The organism is Rhodococcus sp. DMU2021 (genome assembly GCF_019641445.1).
Lineage (GTDB): Bacteria > Actinomycetota > Actinomycetes > Mycobacteriales > Mycobacteriaceae > Rhodococcus > Rhodococcus pyridinivorans.
On record NZ_JAIFKB010000003.1, the window covers coordinates 212,372 to 230,372 of the forward strand.

General features: G+C 70.4%; 16 protein-coding genes. 10 read left to right on the forward strand and 6 right to left on the reverse strand.

Features of this window, described 5'->3' with window-relative positions:
• Window positions 1-197: 197 nt before the first annotated feature.
• From mraZ to K3M35_RS06975, 3 genes are all read right to left on the reverse strand, one after another.
• The gene (gene mraZ / locus K3M35_RS06965) at window positions 198-629 is read right to left on the reverse strand and encodes a division/cell wall cluster transcriptional repressor MraZ (RefSeq protein WP_006554148.1); all 432 of its coding nucleotides are present in this window, start codon (window positions 627-629) and stop codon (window positions 198-200) included.
• A 440-nt stretch (window positions 630-1,069) separates the two neighbouring features.
• Entirely contained in the window at window positions 1,070-1,489 is a 420-nt protein-coding gene (locus K3M35_RS06970; protein WP_024101274.1) for a DUF3040 domain-containing protein, read from the reverse strand.
• A gap of 173 nt (window positions 1,490-1,662) precedes the next feature.
• Window positions 1,663-2,148, reverse strand: coding sequence for an SAV_6107 family HEPN domain-containing protein (locus K3M35_RS06975; RefSeq protein ID WP_006554150.1), 486 nt, complete (start codon window positions 2,146-2,148; stop codon window positions 1,663-1,665).
• Between the two features lie 323 nt (window positions 2,149-2,471).
• Between K3M35_RS06975 and K3M35_RS06980 the strand changes: the two genes are divergently transcribed.
• From K3M35_RS06980 to K3M35_RS07000, 5 genes are read left to right on the forward strand one after another with little or no spacing between them, the layout of a single operon-like run.
• Window positions 2,472-3,119 carry a GNAT family N-acetyltransferase gene (locus K3M35_RS06980; RefSeq protein WP_220666188.1) on the forward strand — a complete coding sequence of 216 codons (648 nt, stop codon included), beginning with the start codon at window positions 2,472-2,474 and terminating at the stop codon, window positions 3,117-3,119.
• Window positions 3,116-4,711, forward strand: coding sequence for an NAD(P)/FAD-dependent oxidoreductase (locus tag K3M35_RS06985; RefSeq protein WP_138843575.1), 1,596 nt, complete (start codon window positions 3,116-3,118; stop codon window positions 4,709-4,711). The genes K3M35_RS06980 and K3M35_RS06985 overlap by 4 nt, the downstream gene beginning before the upstream one ends.
• A complete protein-coding gene (locus tag K3M35_RS06990) occupies window positions 4,708-5,586 on the forward strand; it encodes a carotenoid biosynthesis protein (protein ID WP_006554153.1) in 879 nt (292 codons plus the stop codon). The genes K3M35_RS06985 and K3M35_RS06990 overlap by 4 nt, the downstream gene beginning before the upstream one ends.
• Entirely contained in the window at window positions 5,583-6,305 is a 723-nt protein-coding gene (locus tag K3M35_RS06995; protein WP_006554154.1) for a DUF3153 domain-containing protein, read from the forward strand. The genes K3M35_RS06990 and K3M35_RS06995 overlap by 4 nt, the downstream gene beginning before the upstream one ends.
• Entirely contained in the window at window positions 6,275-7,492 is a 1,218-nt protein-coding gene (locus tag K3M35_RS07000) for a glycosyltransferase family 2 protein (RefSeq protein WP_220666189.1), read from the forward strand. The genes K3M35_RS06995 and K3M35_RS07000 overlap by 31 nt, the downstream gene beginning before the upstream one ends.
• A 24-nt stretch (window positions 7,493-7,516) precedes the next feature.
• Here the strand turns inward: K3M35_RS07000 and metF are convergent, their stop codons facing one another.
• Window positions 7,517-8,461, reverse strand: a complete 945-nt coding sequence (metF, locus tag K3M35_RS07005) for a methylenetetrahydrofolate reductase [NAD(P)H] (protein WP_170318569.1) — start codon at window positions 8,459-8,461, stop codon at window positions 7,517-7,519.
• Between the two features lie 219 nt (window positions 8,462-8,680).
• Between metF and K3M35_RS07010 the strand changes: the two genes are divergently transcribed.
• The 4 genes from K3M35_RS07010 (at window position 8,681) to K3M35_RS07025 (ending at window position 13,883) form a co-directional block, all read left to right on the forward strand.
• The gene (locus tag K3M35_RS07010; RefSeq protein WP_220666190.1) at window positions 8,681-9,727 is read left to right on the forward strand and encodes a polyprenyl synthetase family protein; all 1,047 of its coding nucleotides are present in this window, start codon (window positions 8,681-8,683) and stop codon (window positions 9,725-9,727) included.
• A gap of 5 nt (window positions 9,728-9,732) precedes the next feature.
• On the forward strand, window positions 9,733-11,265 hold the full coding sequence (gene crtI, locus K3M35_RS07015) for a phytoene desaturase family protein (protein WP_024101282.1): 1,533 nt from the start codon (window positions 9,733-9,735) through the stop codon (window positions 11,263-11,265).
• Between the two features lie 100 nt (window positions 11,266-11,365).
• Window positions 11,366-12,952, forward strand: coding sequence for an alpha-(1->6)-mannopyranosyltransferase A (locus K3M35_RS07020; RefSeq protein WP_220666191.1), 1,587 nt, complete (start codon window positions 11,366-11,368; stop codon window positions 12,950-12,952).
• Entirely contained in the window at window positions 12,945-13,883 is a 939-nt protein-coding gene (locus K3M35_RS07025; protein WP_019289765.1) for a phytoene/squalene synthase family protein, read from the forward strand. The genes K3M35_RS07020 and K3M35_RS07025 overlap by 8 nt, the downstream gene beginning before the upstream one ends.
• 15 nt (window positions 13,884-13,898) lie before the next feature.
• Here K3M35_RS07025 and K3M35_RS07030 read toward each other — a convergent pair whose 3' ends face one another.
• Window positions 13,899-14,270, reverse strand: coding sequence for an Rv2175c family DNA-binding protein (locus tag K3M35_RS07030; RefSeq protein ID WP_024101284.1), 372 nt, complete (start codon window positions 14,268-14,270; stop codon window positions 13,899-13,901).
• Between the two features lie 182 nt (window positions 14,271-14,452).
• Between K3M35_RS07030 and pknB the strand changes: the two genes are divergently transcribed.
• A complete protein-coding gene (gene pknB / locus K3M35_RS07035) occupies window positions 14,453-16,495 on the forward strand; it encodes a Stk1 family PASTA domain-containing Ser/Thr kinase (protein ID WP_220666192.1) in 2,043 nt (680 codons plus the stop codon).
• 68 nt (window positions 16,496-16,563) lie between these two features.
• On the opposite strand, the gene K3M35_RS07040 is transcribed toward pknB, so the two are convergent.
• A complete protein-coding gene (locus K3M35_RS07040; RefSeq protein WP_006554163.1) occupies window positions 16,564-17,949 on the reverse strand; it encodes a class II 3-deoxy-7-phosphoheptulonate synthase in 1,386 nt (461 codons plus the stop codon).
• Window positions 17,950-18,001: the final 52 nt, after the last annotated feature.

Below are 18,001 nucleotides of genomic sequence, written 5' to 3' on the forward strand. Positions count from 1 at the left end.
CGATACCGTGCTCGCCGCCACGGGGGTGGATACGGAAGACGGCGAATGCCTCGAGGTCTCTGTCCGAGTCCGAAGAGACCTGACGCCGGGGAAGTGCGTCAGGGCCCTCCGGTCCGTACCTGGCGCTGGGGAAGTGCGTCAGGGCCGGCACATCGGGCAGAGGCCTCGCGGCACTCGCCGCGCAGCCCGAGCCGTGGTTACAAGATGTCGCGTAGTGCTTCGTCTCTCGCTTCCGAGAAGTCTTCTTCGTGCTCGGCGAGGTAGGTCTCCCATGCCGTCGCGTCCCAAATCTCGAGGTACCTGACCGAACCGATCACCACGCAGTCCTTGGTGAGACCGGCGTACTTGCGGTGAGCTGACGACAGCGTGATCCGGCCTTGTGAGTCGGGTCGCTGCTCCTCCGTTCCCGACGCGAGACTCCGCAGGAACGCACGTGCCTGAGGGTTGCTCCGTGAGGCACTCGCAGCGCGTTCGGCCAGAGCGGCGAACTCGTCGCGAGGGAACACGGTGAGGCTGTGATCCTGCCCCTTCGTGATCATCAACCCTCCCGCCAGCTCGTCTCGGTACTTCGCCGGCAATGTCAGCCGGCCCTTGTCGTCCAACTTCGGGGTGTAGGTACCGAGGAACACTCGGCGCCTCCCCGCTGCCGGACGGATGCTTCGCGCGACAGGACACCTTGTCCCGCCGCGCCCCACATTACCCCACTTTGCCCCACCGGAAACGGATTACTGCCGCCCGGCCGCGCGTGTTGTCGTCACATTCCCAGCTCAGAGCAGGTGGCGGAAAATGGGGACACGCGCTCGCGTGACGACGACGGATCCACCGCTGTCGGCGCCCCGACGATCCGCCCCACCGGCGGAGCGAGGGCCGAGCAATCGGCGACCAGGGAAAACACTGCGGCCGGAGCCGAGGTGGGAGGCGGTGGGGAGACGGAGATTGCGCGAGTGGGGCGCGGTGGTGGAGGGGCGGAGAGGCGGACGACGCCGGGTCGGTGAAAGGTCTGCAGACGAACGACGACGGCACGACCCGTGGGTCGCGCCGTCGTCGGTACACCTGATGGTCGAGGAGGTCAGTCCTGCTCGAAACGCCTCCGGAACCGCTCTTCCATGCGGTTGGTGAAGCCACCACCCGAGGACTTCTTGCCGCCGCGGGAACTTCGACCGGACTTTCCGGAACCGGAACTACCGCCCGTCGCCCCGGGAGTCGACGGCCGACGACCGCCGAGGAGCAACAAGACTCCGGCGGCGAACATCACGAGGAACCCGAGCAGACTGATGATCGGGAAGCCGCCCGGCTTGAGCGGCAGGGCAACGCCGGCGATCAGCAGCGTCAGGCCCAACACGAACAATGCGCCGGCCTGTAGCCGCCGCCGGTTCGACGCCATCCCCAACCGGCTGCCACGCACGGTCGAGGCGAACTTGGGATCCTCAGCATAGAGCGCGCTCTCGATCTGATCGAGCATGCGCTGCTCGTGCTCGGAGAGTGGCACGGTACCTCCCCCGGCACTAAACGGTGGCCACCGGATCCGTGGGGCGAATCCGGTGGGGGGCCGTCCGTACGGCCGCCTGAGTCAATAATACGAGCAGATGTCGCTGTGGACCACAAACTCCACACGTGAGTTCGATCCCGTCGTCGGCGAAGGCCCTCGTGAAGGGGCGAAAGTCACCCACCGACACCGACCTCCGGCTCTGCTTCGGCGTCGAGATAGCCCTCCACATCGTGCAGGAAGTGGCCCACCTCGTCGTAGAAGGCACCGGATTCGTCGGCTCCCACCGCCTGCGCGACCCCCGCCTCGACCGCGGTGCGGGTGGCGGAGCGATCGGCGAAGTAGTCGGCCCAGACGGCGAAGGACTCGTCGGCGCGCGCCATGAGTGCCCATGCGTTGCGCGTCGCGGGTCGGCGGGGCCGGATCCCGGAGCGCAGCTCCGCGGCCGCGACCACCGCACCGGCACCGCGCAGCGCCGCCAGGTAGGCGAGGCGGAACCGCTCGCCCGGATCGCCGGCACCGGCGGCACCGGAAAGCAGATCGTCGGCCTTGCGCAGCAGCGTCGCCGCGCGCGCCGAGGTGGCATGGTCGATGCATGCGGACGGCCCGAGTGTGGGAGACGTTCGGCGCGGGCCTCGACTCGCGACCTGACCGTTGGCCATGTTCACGCACCTCCTCGGCGTGGTCTCACCACTCGTTACAACGAGCGGTATCCGGTGGCATTCCCGCCGAAACGCCGAGGAACGGAGATCACTGTCCTCGAGTGAGGCCCGACACGGACGCCGAGCGGGAGACCCCAGGGTGATCCGGGGATGTTCGCTTCCCTCGAACATCCCCGGATCACCGATGTCGAACATGCGTTCGACGTATTCAATATAGCTGGACCCACCGACAACCCGTCAAGAGAAAGCGGCCACGTCATCCCGAACGATCAGCGAGACCCGAGCACCTCCGACGCACCGCGAGCCACCCGAACGAGTCACGCATGAACACCGATCCCTGCCAGGACGCCCCGATCCTCACCGAGCTCTCCCCCGCGGACTTCCGTGCGCACCTGCCCTCGCTGCTGACCGTCTACGTCGCGGCGATGCGATATCCCCGAGGCACGGAGTACCACCGCGCGCCGATGTGGTCCGAGCATTCGGCCCGCGCGGGTTGGCAGGCGTTCGCCGCGAGCCTCCCCGAGGATCCGGACACCGTCGTCGGGATCGCGTACGGCTACCGGGGCGACACCCGCCAGTGGTGGCACCAGCAGGTGCGCGCCGGCATGCGCCATTCCGGACGGTCCCCCGAGGAGATCGATCGCGTTCTCTCCGACTACTTCGAGCTCACCGAACTGCACGTCCGACCCGACATGCAGGGACGCCGCATCGGTGAACTGCTCCTGTCGGCGCTGCTGCGGGAACGCACGGAAGCGGCCGTACTGCTGTCGACACCCGAGGTGCCGGGCGAGGACAACCGGGCGTGGCGGCTGTACCGTCGGTTCGGATTCCAGGACGTCGTCCGCCGGTTCGTCTTCACCGGCGACGCCCGCCCGTTCGCGGTCCTCGGCAGGAGCCTGCCCCTCGAGCCGGACCTCGTTCCGCACCACCATCACACGATCGGCGATCCGGACGGAAGCGGTACCCCATGAACGCCACACTCGACGTCGTCGTCGTCGGCTCGGGCCACAACGCCCTGGTCTCCGCGTGTTATCTCGCCCGCGACGGATGGTCGGTGGAGGTTCTCGAACGCGACACCGTGCCGGGCGGCGCCGTCTCCACCGTCGAACGTTTCCCCGGATATGCCGTCGACCGCGGCTCCTCGGCGCACATCATGGTGCGCCATTCCGGGATCGTCGAGGAACTCGATCTCGCCGCCCACGGCCTGCGCTACATCGACTGCGACCCGTGGGCGTACGCGCCGCCCCCGGCGGACTCCGACCGTCCCGGCATCGTCTTCCACCGCGATCTCGACCGGACCTGCGCCTCCGTCGAGGCCGCCTGCGGACGCCGCGAGGCCGACGCGTACCGCCGCTTCGTGCAGGACTGGGGCCCGCGCAGCGCGGCGGTGATGACGTCGTTCACCCGTCCCCCGACCGGCCGGCACCTGCTGTCCTCGTTCTGGGGACTCGACGCGGGTGAGGGTGGCAGCGCCCTGTCCCGCCGGTTCCTCACCACCGGCGACAGCCTGCTCGACGAGTACTTCGACGACGAACCCCTCAAGGCGGCCCTCGCCTGGTTCGGCGCGCAGTCCGGCCCGCCCATGTCCGAACCCGGCACCGCGGCGATGGTGGGCTTCGCCGCCCTCATGCACACCCTTCCCCCGGGTCGCGCGATCGGCGGAAGCGGTGCGCTCACCCAGGCCCTGCTGTCGCGGCTGCGGTCCGATGGCGGCACGGTGACCTGCGGCGACGCCGCCACCGAGATCCGCCGGACCGGCGATCTGTGGACCGTGCGCACCGAATCGGGACGCTCGGTGCAAGCCCGCAGGGTCGTCGCCGGATGCCACGTGCTGACCACGCTGGATCTGCTCGACCGCGGCGGATACGACCGCGACCGGCTCGAGGGCTGGCGTCGCAGCATGCGGGTCGGTCCGGGCATCGGCATGGTCCTGCGCCTCGGCACCGACTCGCTGCCCCGCTACCGCGGCTGCGACGAGCCCGAATCGACGACCTCCGGTCTGCAACTGCTCGTCGACGACCGCGCCCACCTGCGCGCCGCGCACGGTGCCGCGATGGCGGGAGACCTGCCCCCGCGACCCACCGTCCTCGCGATGAGCTTCTCCGCCCTCGACCCGACGATCGCACCCGACGGCAAGCACCAGATCACGCTGTGGTCCCAGTGGCATCCGTACGCGCTGCGCGGCGGACGTCGCTGGGCGGACATCGCCGGCGCCGAGACCGACCGCATTCTCGCCGAGATGGAGACGCGCTCTCCCGGCTTCACCGCGAGCGTGGAGCACTGCCACGTGCAGACCCCGGCGGACATCGAGAGCGAACTCGGCCTGCTCGGCGGGAACGTCATGCACGTGGAGATGTCGCTGGACCAGATGTTCCTGTGGCGTCCGCTGCCGGAGCTGTCCGGCTACCGGGTGCCCGACGCGCCCGGCCTCTATCTCACCGGCGCCTCGACCCATCCCGGTGGTGGAGTCTCCGGTGCGAGCGGCCGCAACGCCGCCCGGGTCGCCCTCGCCGACGCCAAGGGCAGTCTCGTGGACCGCGTGAAGGGCTGGGTGTCGCGGTGACCGACACCCGCGTCCCCGCACCGCCCCGACCGGCCCGGTGGCGGACGGTCCTTCCGATCGTCCCGGCCGTCGCCGCGGTCCTCGCCCAGATCGCCTATCCCCTCACCGAGGGCGGCGCCCGGGACGCCGCGACCGTCGCGGTCGTCACGCTGCTCACCGCCGCCTGCCTCGTCCACGCCGCGTTGAACCGCGGCATCACCTTCGCCGTCGTTCTGTTCGTCAGCTCGGCGGGCATCGGGTATCTGTCCGAGGTGGTCGGCACAATGACCGGCTATCCCTACGGCTGCTACAGCTACGTCACCGACAGGCTCGGGCCGGCCGCACTCGACGTCCCGCTGGTGGTGCCGCTGGCGTGGTCGGCGGGCCTGTACCCCGTCTGGTGCGTGGCCTCCCGCCTCGTCCGCAACGGTCCCGGCAGGGTCGCGGCGGTCACCGTCGGCATGCTGGGCTGGGATCTCTATCTCGACCCCCAGATGGTGGCGGACGGGCACTGGTCGTGGTGCAACGCCGGCGGCCTGCCCGGGATCGAGCACATCCCGCTCACCAACTACGCGGGCTGGCTCCTCGTCGCCGCGATCATGGCGACCGTACTCGTGCTCGTCGACTCCCGCTCGGACCGTGCCGACGCGCCCCGGCACGACGCCGTGCCGATTGCGCTGTTCCTGTGGACGTGGCTCGGTTCGGCCCTCGCCCACAGCGTATTCCTCGACGCTCCCCAACTCGGCTACTCCGCGGTTTACGGGCTGGTCGTCATGGGGGTACTGGGTCTTCCCCTGCTGGTCTCACTCGTCCGGTCGTGGCGCGCAAGCGTGTCCGGTCCCGGGCGGGACGAGGCACGACTCGCCGCGAGCGACCCGAAGAACCGACGAGGATGACCGTGCCTGGCACCATGTTCTCCGTGCAGTCGTCCATCCTGTCCGTCCGCCGTCGTGTCGTCGCGGTCGTGGGGCTCGTGCTCCTCGGCCTACCGCTCCTCACCGGCTGCCTGCGCGTGCAGGCGACGATGGGGATCTCCTCCGACGACCGTGTGTCGGGGCAGATCGTCGCCGCGACCATCCCCGCCGACGAGAACGATCCCGGCCCCGAACTCACCGCTCCCTCGGCCCTGGCCGGGAAGGTGCGGGTGCAGGAGTACTCGCAGGACGGCTACGTCGGGAGCCAGGTCTTCTTCAACGACCTCACCTTCGGCGACGTCCAGCAGCTCGCCACGATGTCCGATCAGAGCGCCGGCATGTTCCAGCTCAACCTGCAGCGCTCGGGCGATCTGGTGGCACTGAACGGACGTGTGGATCTCGAGTCCGCTCCCACCCAGGGCACCGACGTGCAGTTCACCATCGCGTTCCCCGCCCGGGTGGCGACCACCAACGGCACCCGCGAGTCGGATTCGGTCGTGACCTGGAAGATTCCGGCCGGCGAGGTGAGCACCCTCCGCGCGGAGGTGCGCTACGCCGATCCCAACACGCGCGGTTTCGCGGGCTGGGCCGGAATCATGGCCGGCGGCGCCTTCGGTGTCACGCTGATCATCGCCGGCGCGGCCTGGTTCACCCGCAATCCCGCGCCGCAGTGGTCGTCGGCGAACGGGACGCGGTCCTGACCCGCCTTCCGCGCGACCCGTCCCCCGGTCTCACGCGACTCGTCGCCGGTGGCGCTCTCGTCGCCTCCTACGGCGCGGCCGTTGCCGTCGCGAACCGGGTCTCGCTCCCTCGTCTCGTGCCGGGACCGGTGGTCGACGAGCAGGTCACCGTCGTCGTCCCGGCCCGCGACGAGGCGCCCCGCATCGCCGCGATCGTCTCCGACCTGCGGGCACAGACAGGACTGCACGCCCTGCGCGTGGTGATCCTCGACGACGACTCGTCCGACGGCACCGCCGACCTGGCCACGGCCGCGGCCGAGGGCGACGAGCGCATCACCGTCGTCCGATCGACACAGCCACCGCCCGAAGGATGGACCGGGAAGGCGGCCGCGTGCGCCGCAGCCGTCGCCCACGCCGGATCGACTACCGACAGCGGCATCGTCGTGTTCGTCGACGCGGACGTCCGGCTCGCACCCGACGCGCTCGCCGCCGCCGTCGCTCTGCTGCGCCACCAGGACGCCGCGCTCGTCTCACCGTTCCCGTACCAGCTCACCGGATCGGCGCTCGAACGGCTCGTGCAGCCCCTGCTGTTCTGGTCGTGGTTCTCGTTGCTGCCCGTCGCGGTCTCGCACCGCACCCACCGGCCGTCGATGGCGGTCGCGTGCGGACAGTTCCTCGTCTTCGACGCGCGCGCCTACGCGGCGATCGGCGGGCACGCCGCGGTCGCGGCGAGTCCCACGGAGGATCTGGATCTGGCCCGGACACTGCGTCGCGCCGGACTGCCTACGACGGTCGCGACCGCGGGCGGACTGGCGTCGTGCCGGATGTACGACGGAGCCCGCCCGCTGATCGGCGGTTACACCCGCTGGCTGTGGTCGGCGTTCGGATCCCCGGTCGGGGCGGCCGCGGTGGTCGCGCTGTATCTCCTCGCCTACTTCGTGCCCCCGGCCGCGGCGCTTCTCGGCGGGGGACGGACGCGACGCTGGGGCGTGGCCGGTGCCACCGCGGGCGTGACGTCACGCCTTCTCGCGCGCGTCACCGAGCGGGGAGGACGCCGACACCCGGACGCTCCGGACCGTCCCGTCGACGATCTGCTGGACGCCGCGGCGCACCCGGCATCGGTCCTGGCGGTCGGTGCGCTCACGGCGTCGTCGATCCGGGCACGGCGCAGCGGACGCGCGGCGTGGAAGGCCCGCGTCCTGCCCTGACCCCGAACCGGCGCGGGCCGGATGTCAGGCCGGCTGCACCGCGGCGGGAGCTTCGAGTTCGTAGCCGAGGCGGTCGAGCACCTCGCCGGTCGCGCGGGCGAAGTTGAGCGTGATGAAGTGCAGGCACGGCGCACCCTCGGAGATCAGCCGCTCGCACATCTCCGTCGCCACCTCGATACCCACCTCGCGCACCGCGGCGCGGTTCTCCTCCGGACCGTCGCCTGCCGCGCGCCGCAGCCGCTCCTCGAGAACGGGCGGCAGGTGCGAACCCGACAGTTCGAGGCTGCGCCGCGCCGAGCGCAGCGACGTGATGGGCATGATCTCGGGGATGATCGGCTTGAGCCCCTGCTCGGCGTCGCAGGCCACGACCCGGTCGCGCAGCCTCAGGTAGTGCTCGACGTCGAAGAACATCTGGGTGATCGAGTACTCGGCACCCGCACGGAGCTTCTGCACGAGATAGCGGGTGTCGTGATCGAGGTCCGGGGACCGGTGGTGTCCTTCGGGGAACGACGCGACGCCCACGTGGAAGTCGCCGAGCTCGCGCACCAGACGCACGAGCTCGTCGGCGTATTCGAGACCTTCGGGGTGCTTTTCCCACTCGCCGAGCGGGTTGCCCGGCGGGTCACCGCGCAGCGCGAGGATGTTGGTGATGCCGCGGTCGGCGTAGGCGCCGACCATCGCGCGCAGTTCGTCGATGCTGTGCCCGACGGCCGTGAGGTGCGCGACCGGCAGGAGGGTGGTCTCCTCGGCGAGGCGTCCGGTGACCCGGACCGTACGGTCGCGGGTGGAGCCCCCGGCGCCGTAGGTCATCGATACGAAGGCCGGGCCGAGACGTTCGAACGTCCGCACGGCGCGCCACAGTCGTCCCTCGGCCTCGGCGTCGCGAGGCGGGGAGAACTCGACGGAGAACGGAATGCGGCCCGAACGCGCGGACCCGAGACGGTCCACGATCGACGGGGTCCGAGAAATCCCGCCGTCCTCGGTTGCCCTGACGAAGTCGCTTGTCACCGGTCCAGCATAGGTGGCGCCCCCGGCGCGGTCGCTACCGGCGACGACCCGACTGTGCGGATAGGCTGGTCGCGGCACCTCCGGCTCACCCGCCTCCGAGGTGCCGTCACCCATCGACCTGGAGGTTTCGTCCTGTCTACCGGCGCCGTTCACCTGTCTGCCGAGCAGCTCCCCCATCGGGTGGAGGACTCCCTCCGGCAGTTCTTCACCTCACGCTCCGACCTGGTCGACTCGGTGGGCAATGGATACCGGCAGGCCGTCGACACGCTCGAGGCATTCGTGCTGCGCGGCGGCAAGCGGGTGCGTCCGCGTTTCGCCTGGACGGGCTGGCTCGGCGCCGGTGGTGACCCGACCGGGCCGGACGCCGAGGCGGTCCTGCAGGTGTGCTCCGCGCTCGAGCTCGTGCAGGCCGCGGCGCTCGTCCACGACGACATCATCGATGCCTCCACCACGCGCCGCGGATTCCCCACCGTGCACGTCGAGTTCACCGAGCAGCACCGGAAGGCCGGCTGGCACGGCAGGCCGGAGCAGTTCGGCGAGTCGGTCGCGATCCTGCTCGGCGACCTCGCCCTGGTCTGGGCCGACGACATGCTGCACTCGGCGGGGCTCGACCCCGCGACCGTCGCGCGCGTGGTCCCGGCCTGGACCGCGATGCGCACCGAAGTGCTCGGCGGGCAGTACCTCGACATCGCCAACGAAGTGGCGGCGGACGAATCGGTGGAGGCCGCTACGCGGGTCAACCGGTTCAAGACCGCGGCGTACACGATCGAACGCCCCCTGCACATCGGCGCTGCCCTCGCCGGCGCCGACGACGACCTCATCGCCGCATACCGCCGCTTCGGCACCGACATCGGCCTGGCGTTCCAGCTGCGCGACGACCTGCTCGGTGTCTTCGGCGACCCCAAGGTCACCGGCAAGCCTTCGGGCGACGACCTGCGCTCGGGCAAGAGGACCGTCCTGTACGCGCTGGCACTGGAGACGGCCGATGCCTCCGATCCGGCCGCGGCCGAGCTGCTGCGCACCTCGATCGGGACCGATCTGTCCGACGCGCAGGTCGAGCACCTCCGCTCGCTGCTCGTCGATCTCGGCGCGGTCGCCCGAATCGAGGACCGCATCTCGGAACTGACCGACAGCGCGTTCGAGGCGCTCGAGGCGTCCGGCGCCACCGAGGAGGGCAAGGCCCTTCTGCGCGAGTCGGCGGTCGCGGCGACGCGACGGGTGGCGTGAGGGCGGTGCGGACCGTTCCCGGCGCCGACCGGGTCGTCGTGGTCGGTGCCGGTCTCGCCGGTCTGTCGGCGGCACTGTACCTGCGCGGCGCCGGTAAGGACGTCACGGTGCTCGAACGCGCCGACGACGTCGGCGGCCGGGTCGGCAGCTATCACGGCCCGGGCTACGAGATCGACAACGGCGCCACCGTGCTGACGATGCCCGAGTTGATCGACGACGCGCTCGCCGCGGTGGGCACCGACCGCAACTCCGTCCGGCCGGCCCTGCGCACCCGGCGACTGTCCCCCGCCTACCACGCGCGGTTCGCCGACGGCACCTCGATCGACGTGCACTCCGACCCCGACGCCATGGTCGCGGAGATCTCACGGGTGTGCGGTCCCGACGAGGCACGCCGCTATCTGGGGTTGCGCGCGTGGCTCGCCGACATCTTCGACGCCGAGTTCGACCGCTTCATGGACGCGAGTTTCGACTCGCCGCTCGACCTGGTCTCGTCCCCGGCGGCGCTGCGCGATCTGGCGCGTCTGCTCCGACTGGGCGGGTTCGGCAGGCTCGGCGCGCAGGTGAACCGCAGGGTCACCGACCCGCGCCTGCGCCGCGTCTTCACCTTCCAGGCGCTGTACGCGGGGGTCGCTCCGGCACGGGCCCTCGCCGTCTACGGGGCCATCGCCCACATGGACACGTCGCTGGGCGTGTACGCGGTGGACGGCGGCATGCGGTCGGTCGCCCGCGCGATGGCCGCGGCGTTCGTCGAGGCCGGCGGACGGCTCGAACTCGGCCGAGAGGTGACCTCCCTCGACCTCTCCGCCGGTCGGGTCGACGGTGTCCGCACCCGCGACGGACAGCGCTTCCCGTGCGACGCGGCCGTCCTGACCCCCGACACCCCGGTGGTCGACGGATTGCTGCCGCGCCGACGGTGCCGCCGCACGCTGGCCGCGCCGTCGGCCGTCGTGCTGCACGGGTCGATCCCCACCGGGGTGACCCGTGGCTGGGCGGCGCAACACCACCACGTGATCGATTTCGGCGGGGAGTGGGACCGCACCTTCGCGGAGATCACCCGCAGCCGCGGACGCGGCCGGCCGATGTCGGATCCCTCGCTGCTCATCACGCGACCGGCACTGTCCGATCCCGGCCTGCGATTCACCCGTGAGGGCGTCGAGCACGAACCGTTGTCGGTGCTGGCGCCATGCCCGAACCTCGACAGCGCTCCGCTCGCCTGGGCCGAGCTCGCGGTGCCCTATCGCAACGAACTGCTCGACGTCCTCGACCGCCGCGGATACGGCGGCATCACGGACGGTTTCCGCGTCGACCACATCGACACGCCGGCCACCTGGCACGCTCGTGGCATGCAGGCGGGCAGCCCGTTCTCGAGCGCTCACGTCTTCCGGCAGACGGGACCGTTCCGGCGCCGCAACCTCGATCCGGCCGTTCCCGGCGTGGTGCTCGCGGGGTCGGCGACGGTGCCGGGCGTCGGTGTCCCCACCGTGCTGTTGTCCGGAAGGCTCGCCGCCGAACGGCTCGGTGTTCCGCGAAGGCGGTGACACCGGGCGCACCACGCTCCGCGTCTCCACTAAACTGTCCTCGTTCGCCAGCTATCTGCGCGCCGCGCATCCACACGTCCACGGGGGAGGAACCGTACCGATGTCGTCCCCTGCCTCGCCCGACGCCGAGCCGCAGACCTCGCCCGCGCCGGAGGGGACGGCCGCACCGGCGGGTGAGCGTCCGAAGCACGCATTCCTGAGGAGTCCCGCCGGCCATGCCGCGCTGCTCGGCGCGTGGGGCGCGGTACTCATGACCTTCGGCAGTTTCGGATCGGGCAGTGTCCGGCGGATCGACCCGCTGCTCGAGGACATCTATCTGTCGTGGCTGCGGTTCGGCCACGGCCAGTTGCTCTCGCGGATCATCCTGTGGGTCGGTGTGCTCCTCATGATCGCAGCGTGGGTGCGCGTCGGCCGGGCGACCCTCGCCGGCCACGTCACGGTGCGCGATCTGTGGACGGTGCTGCCCGCGTGGACCGCTCCCCTGCTGGTCGCGACACCGATGTTCAGCCGCGACGCCTACTCCTACCTCGCGCAGGGCGCACTGCTGCGCGACGGTTTCGACCCGTACGAGGTGGGCCCGGTCGTCAATCCGGGCGTCCTGCTCGACAACGTCAGCAATGTGTGGACAACGACGACCACGCCCTACGGGCCTGTCCACCTGCTGCTCGGTGCGGGCATCACGTCCATCACCGACGACAACGTGGTGACGGGCACCTGGCTGTGGCGCCTGACCATGCTTCCCGGCCTGGCACTCATGGCGTGGGCCGTGCCGAAACTCGCCCGTCGCATGGGCGGAAATCCCGCGATTGCCCTGTGGCTCGCAGTGCTGAACCCGCTCGTACTGATCCACCTCGTCGGCGGTGTGCACAACGAGCTGCTGATGGTCGGTCTCATGATCGCCGGCATCGTGTTCGTGCTCGAGGGCCGGCACCTCGGCGGCATCGCCCTGGTCTCCCTCGGCGCCGCGATCAAGGCCACCGCAGGATTGGCACTGCCCTTCCTGGTGTGGGTGTGGATGATCCACGAACGCGATCGTGCGCTTGCCGAGGGACGCGAACCGGCAGCGCCCGTGCGCCTGTTCGCCAAGGCCGTCGGCCTGGGACTGGGGGTCTTCGCCGCGGTCTTCGGTGGCACCTCGCTGCTCGCCGGTGTCGGCATCGGCTGGCTCACCGCCCTGTCCGGCTCGTCGAAGATCATCAACTGGCTGTCTCTGCCGACGATGATGGCGCACGCCGTCACCTGGGTCACTCCGTGGCGGCTCGGATCGGTCCTCGACATCACACGCATGCTCTGCGCGATCGCGCTGGTGGTTATCCTCGTGTGGGCGTGGTGGCGCTTCCGCCGCACCGAGCGCGACGCGATCTTCGGGATCGTCGTGGCGCTGACTGCGGTGACCCTGCTGTCGCCCGCCGCGCTGCCCTGGTACTACTCCTGGCCGCTCGCCGTCGCCGCCGCCTTCGCGATGTCGCCCCGGGTGCTCATGGTGCTCGTCGCACTGTCGACATGGCTGATGTTGATCTTCAACCCCGACGGGTCGATCGGGATGTACAACATCGCGCACGTCGCGCTCGCGGTGTTCGCCTCGATCGTCGCGGCCCTTTCGCTGGTCACCTACGACCCGCTGCGCCTGCGGTTACGACCTCGACCGGCATCACCCGCCGGCGCTGCCCTGGACGACCGTGCCTGAGCGCCCCACGGGGATCGCGGCCGACGATCTCACCCGGGCCTACGCCTACTGCGCCGAGCTCACCGCCGAACACGGACGCACCTACAACCTCGCGACCCGGCTGCTGCCCGCCTCGCGACGACACGCCGTGCACGCGCTCTACGGCTTCGCCCGACACGTCGACGACATCGTCGACGTCACCGCCGTGGACGACCCGGAGGCCGCGATCCGTGGTGTCGACGACGCGCACAGCCGTCTGCACGCCGCACTCGCGGGCGCTCCCGGCCCGCTCGACCACACCGGTCTCGTGGTCCGCGCGCTTGCCGACACGATCGGGCAGTACCGCATCCCGATCGACTATTTCGAGGCGTTCATCCGATCCATGCGCATGGACGTGCCCGGCACGCCCGAGTTCCGGCCCCGCTACGGGACCATGGAGGAACTGCGCGAGTACATGTACGGCTCGGCGGCGGTGATCGGTCTCGAACTGCTGCCGATCCTCGACGTCGACGATCCGGCCGCCCCGCCCGCCGCAGCCGCGCTCGGGGCGGCGTTCCAGCTCACCAACTTCATCCGCGACGTGGGCGAGGACCTCGAACGCGGACGTCTCTACATCCCGCTCGAACTGTGGTCGGCCTTCGGGGTCGACATCGACCTGCTGCAGGAATGCCGGCGCACCGGCGCGATGGACCCGAGGGTCCGGCGGGCACTCGCCCACGCGGTCGCGCTGACCCGCGCCGAATATCGCAAAGCCGAACCCGGGCTGGAGGTACTCCCCGACCGGATCCGGCCGGGTATCCGCGCAGCCTTCACGCTCTACGGGCGGATTCTCGACGAGGTCGAACGCAGCGGGTTCCGGGTGCTCGACCGGCGCGCGACGGTTCCGCGCCGCACGCGCGCCGCGGTCATGATCACCGAGTACGTCGCCGGCTCACTGCTCCGGAAGCGGTAACGACGCCCCGGAGACTCAGAAGGCGAGCGCCTGCGCCCGCCGCACGACCTCGCGCGCGGACTGCGTGTGCATCGCGGCCACAGGGCATCCACCGGGAAGAGAATCGTCCTCGGCGAAGAGCCACCGCAGGATCTCGTCGTCCTCGTAACCGCCGTCGTGCAGCACCGCGATCAGGCCCGGAAGACCCTTGAGAACGTTTCCTTCCTCGTCGAGAAAGGCCTCGGGCAGGACCGGCACGCGGTCGCGCTTGAACGCCAGCAGCTGCCGGTCGCGCACCATCTGGTGTACGCGGGAGGTGGCGACGCCGAGGCTCTTGGCTACGTCGACGAGCTGCACCACGGGCACGGAGCGGTCGAGAACGTCGTCGCAGTAAGGGATTGCACTCACCCCACCACGTTATCGCTGCGGCCGCGCAGGCAGCTACGCGGCTACCGTCCACGGGAGCTGGCTACGATCGACGGGGACGAAATCGCTCCGCACACGCGGAGCCGGAGCTTCGTCACGTCGATACCTCGAAGGCCCGGGTACCGGCGTCCCACCATCACGCACGAGACACGGGGGTACACCGGGTGACCGCTGGAGGCGACCGACTGGTCGGCGTCGTGCTCGACCGGCGTTATCGCATCGAATCGCAGATCGCGCGGGGCGGCATGTCGACCGTCTACCGCGGCACCGACATGCGTCTCGACCGTCCCGTCGCCGTGAAGATCATGGATCCGCAGTTCGCGGCCGATCCCCAATTCCTGGCACGGTTCGAGTTCGAGGCCAGATCCGTCGCGCGATTGACGCATCCCGGGCTCGTCGCGGTCTACGACCAGGGCCAGGACGGCGATCACGTCTTCCTCGTGATGGAGCTCGTCGAGGGCGGCACCCTGCGCGAGCTGCTGCGCGAACGCGGGCCGATGCCGCCGCACGCCGCGGCCGCCGTGGCCGCACCGGTCCTCGGAGCCCTGGCCGTCGCCCACCGGGCGGGTCTCGTGCACCGCGACATCAAGCCCGAGAACATCCTCATCTCCGGCAACGGTGAGGTGAAGATCGCCGACTTCGGGCTCGTCCGGGCGGTCGCCGCCGCGACCACCACCTCGCGCAGCGTGATCCTCGGCACCGCGGCGTACCTGTCTCCGGAGCAGGTGACCATCGGCAGCGCCGACGCGCGTAGCGACGTCTACTCCGCCGGTGTGCTCGTGTACGAGATGCTCACCGGCCGCACTCCCTTCACCGGCGACACGTCCCTGTCGGTGGCGTACCAGCGCGTGGAGAAGGACGTGCCGGATCCGAGTTCGGCCATCGACGGGGTTCCTCCCGAACTGGACGCCTTCGTCCGCCGGGCCACCGAACGCGAACCGACGGAACGCTACGCCGACGCGCAGGTGATGGCCGTCGCGCTCGGCGAGATATGCGACACGCTCGATCTCCCCCGCTACCGGGTTCCGGCTCCGAGACGATCCGCGGTGCGGACGCCACCCGTGGTGGATCCCGATGCCGCGGCACCGACCCGCACCATCGACGGCGCCGCTTCCGGGCCTGCCGATCCTGCTCCGGCGACGACGGTGCTTACCGGCTCGGCCGCGAACTCGCATGCTCCGACGACCGTGCAGACCGCCGTGCCGGCCACGCCCGGCCCGAATGCACCGGCCACGCGCCCGCACCCGACCCGGGTCGCGACCCGCACCCATCCGCGTCCCGACACCGAACCGGTGGCGCCCCCGCCCGACTACGCCGTCGACCGCCGCCGTCAGCGCCGGTCCGCCGCCGGTTGGATCGCCGCGATCATCGTGCTCGCGTTGTTCATGGGGATCGCCGGGTGGTGGCTCGGCGCCGGCCGGCTCAGCGACGTCCCGACCGTGCTGGGACTCGACAAGGCGGCGGCCGTGTCCGCGATCGAGACGGCCGGATTGTCCAGCGAGATCCGGGGCGAGTACTCCGACGACGTTCCCGTCGACACCGTCCTCGGCACCGACCCCACCGCGGGCTCACGCGTGCCCGACGGCGACACGATCGCGTTGCTCGTGTCGCTCGGCAGACCCACCGTCCCGTCCATTCCCGGCGCCGGTGAGAGATCCATCGTCGAGGACGAACTGCGGAGCCGCACCTTCGAACCGGTCGAGGGCGGTACCGCGTTCAGCACCACGGTGCCCGAGGGCGGAGTGGCCGCGCTCGACCCCGCGCCCGGCACCGTCCTGCCCGTGGGGTCCGAGGTCGCGCTTGTGATCAGCAAGGGATCGCCGCCCGTGACCCTGCCCGATCTGACCGGGCGCCCGGTCGACGAGGCGCGTCGCATCCTCGACGAGGCAGGCCTGACCGTCGGGGACATCCGTGAGGTCTTCGACGCCGATGTCGACGAGGGGCGGGTCATCGGCACCGACCCGGAGGAGGGCGAAGACGTCAGCGCCGGCGGAACCGTCACCCTCCTTGTATCCAATGCAGTGAAGGTGCCGTCGATGTTGGGACGCTCGGTGGGCTCGGCCCGCGACGAGCTCACCCGCCTCGGATTCGAGGTCGAGGTGCGGCAACTCGGCGACTCCGACCGCTCGGTCGTGATCGGCCAGAATCCCGGGGCGGGGCGGAGAGCAGAACAGGGCAGCACGGTCACGCTGACCGCACTGCCCTGATCCGACCGCCTGTCCCCTACCCGCGGAGCATCTCCACTGCGATCAACCGCGGAGCATCTCCACTGCGATCAACCGCGGAGCATCTCCGCGACCAGGAACGCGAGTTCGATCGACTGCTGCGTGTTCAGCCGCGGATCGCACGCCGTCTCGTAGCGACCGTGCAGGTCGAGATCGGAGATGTCCTGGGCACCGCCGAGGCACTCGGTGACGTCCTCACCGGTGAGCTCGACGTGGATGCCACCCGGATGCGTGCCCAGCGCGCGATGCACCTCGAAGAAGCCCTGCACCTCGTCGACGATGCGGTCGAAGTGACGGGTCTTGTAGCCGGTGGACGCCTCGTGTGTGTTGCCGTGCATCGGGTCGCACTGCCAGATCACCTTGTGACCGGAGGCCTCGACGCGCTCGATGATGCCGGGCAGCAGATCGCGGACCTTCGAGTGACCCATCCGGGAGATCAGGGTCAGTCGGCCCGGCGTGTTGTGCGGATCCAGGCGCTCGACGTACTCGACGGCCATCTCCGGGGTGGTCGACGGACCGATCTTCAGACCGATCGGGTTCGACAGCAGTTCCGCGAACGCGATGTGCGCGCCGTCGAGCTGGCGGGTGCGATCACCGATCCACAGGAAGTGGGCCGACAGGTCGTACAGGCGCGGCTTGTCGCCCGAGTTGTCGAGGCGCAGCATCGCGCGCTCGTAGTCGAGGACGAGAGCCTCGTGGCTGGCATAGATCGTCGCCGCGCGCAGATTCGGGTCGATGACACCGCAAGCGTCCATGAATCGCAGACCACGATCGATCTCGGAGGCGAGCGCCTCGTAGCGGGCACCGGCGGGCGAGGCCGAGACGAAGGCCCGGTTCCAGTCGTGCACGCGGTGCAGGTCGGCCTCACCGGCGGCGGTGACGGCACGCACGAGGTTCATCGCGGCGCTCGCGTTCGCGTAGGCGCGCACGAGGCGCGACGGATCGTGCCTGCGCACCTCGGCATCGGCGACCAGCGAGTTGACCATGTCGCCGCGGTAGGACGGCAGACCGAGCGCGTCGGTGTCGGACGAACGCGGCTTGGCGTACTGGCCGGCGATCCGCGCGACCTTCACGACCGGCGTCGACGCACCGTAGGTCAGCACCACCGCCATCTGCAGCAGCGTGCGGATGTTGCCCTTGATGTGCGGCTCGGTGTTGTCCGCGAACGTCTCGGCGCAGTCGCCACCCTGGAGGAGGAAGGCCTCACCCCGAGCGACGGCGGCGAGCTGGTTCTGCAGCTCCTCGACCTCGCGGGGCACGGTGATGGGAGGCACGCTCTCGAGCACGGTGCGCATCGCCGCGGCCTGTTCCTCGGGCCAGCTGGGCTGCTGCAGCGCCGGCTTTGCAAGCGCCGCGTCGAGGTTGGCACGCAGCTCCTCGGGCAACGGGGGAAGTTCGGGCAAGCGGTCGATCGGCACGTCGACAGTCCAGTTCACCCGTCCAGGATATGGCGTGACGGCCGGAAGCGGCGCAGCACCCCGTTACCCG

Coding starts and splice junctions, on each gene's coding strand:
- K3M35_RS06975 (WP_006554150.1), bottom strand. CDS start 2,148: ATGGCCAACGGTCAGGTCGCGAGTCGAGGCCCGCGCCGAACGTCTCCC.
- K3M35_RS06980 (WP_220666188.1), top strand. CDS start 2,472: ATGAACACCGATCCCTGCCAGGACGCCCCGATCCTCACCGAGCTCTCC.
- K3M35_RS06985 (WP_138843575.1), top strand. CDS start 3,116: ATGAACGCCACACTCGACGTCGTCGTCGTCGGCTCGGGCCACAACGCC.
- K3M35_RS06995 (WP_006554154.1), top strand. CDS start 5,583: ATGACCGTGCCTGGCACCATGTTCTCCGTGCAGTCGTCCATCCTGTCC.
- K3M35_RS07020 (WP_220666191.1), top strand. CDS start 11,366: ATGTCGTCCCCTGCCTCGCCCGACGCCGAGCCGCAGACCTCGCCCGCG.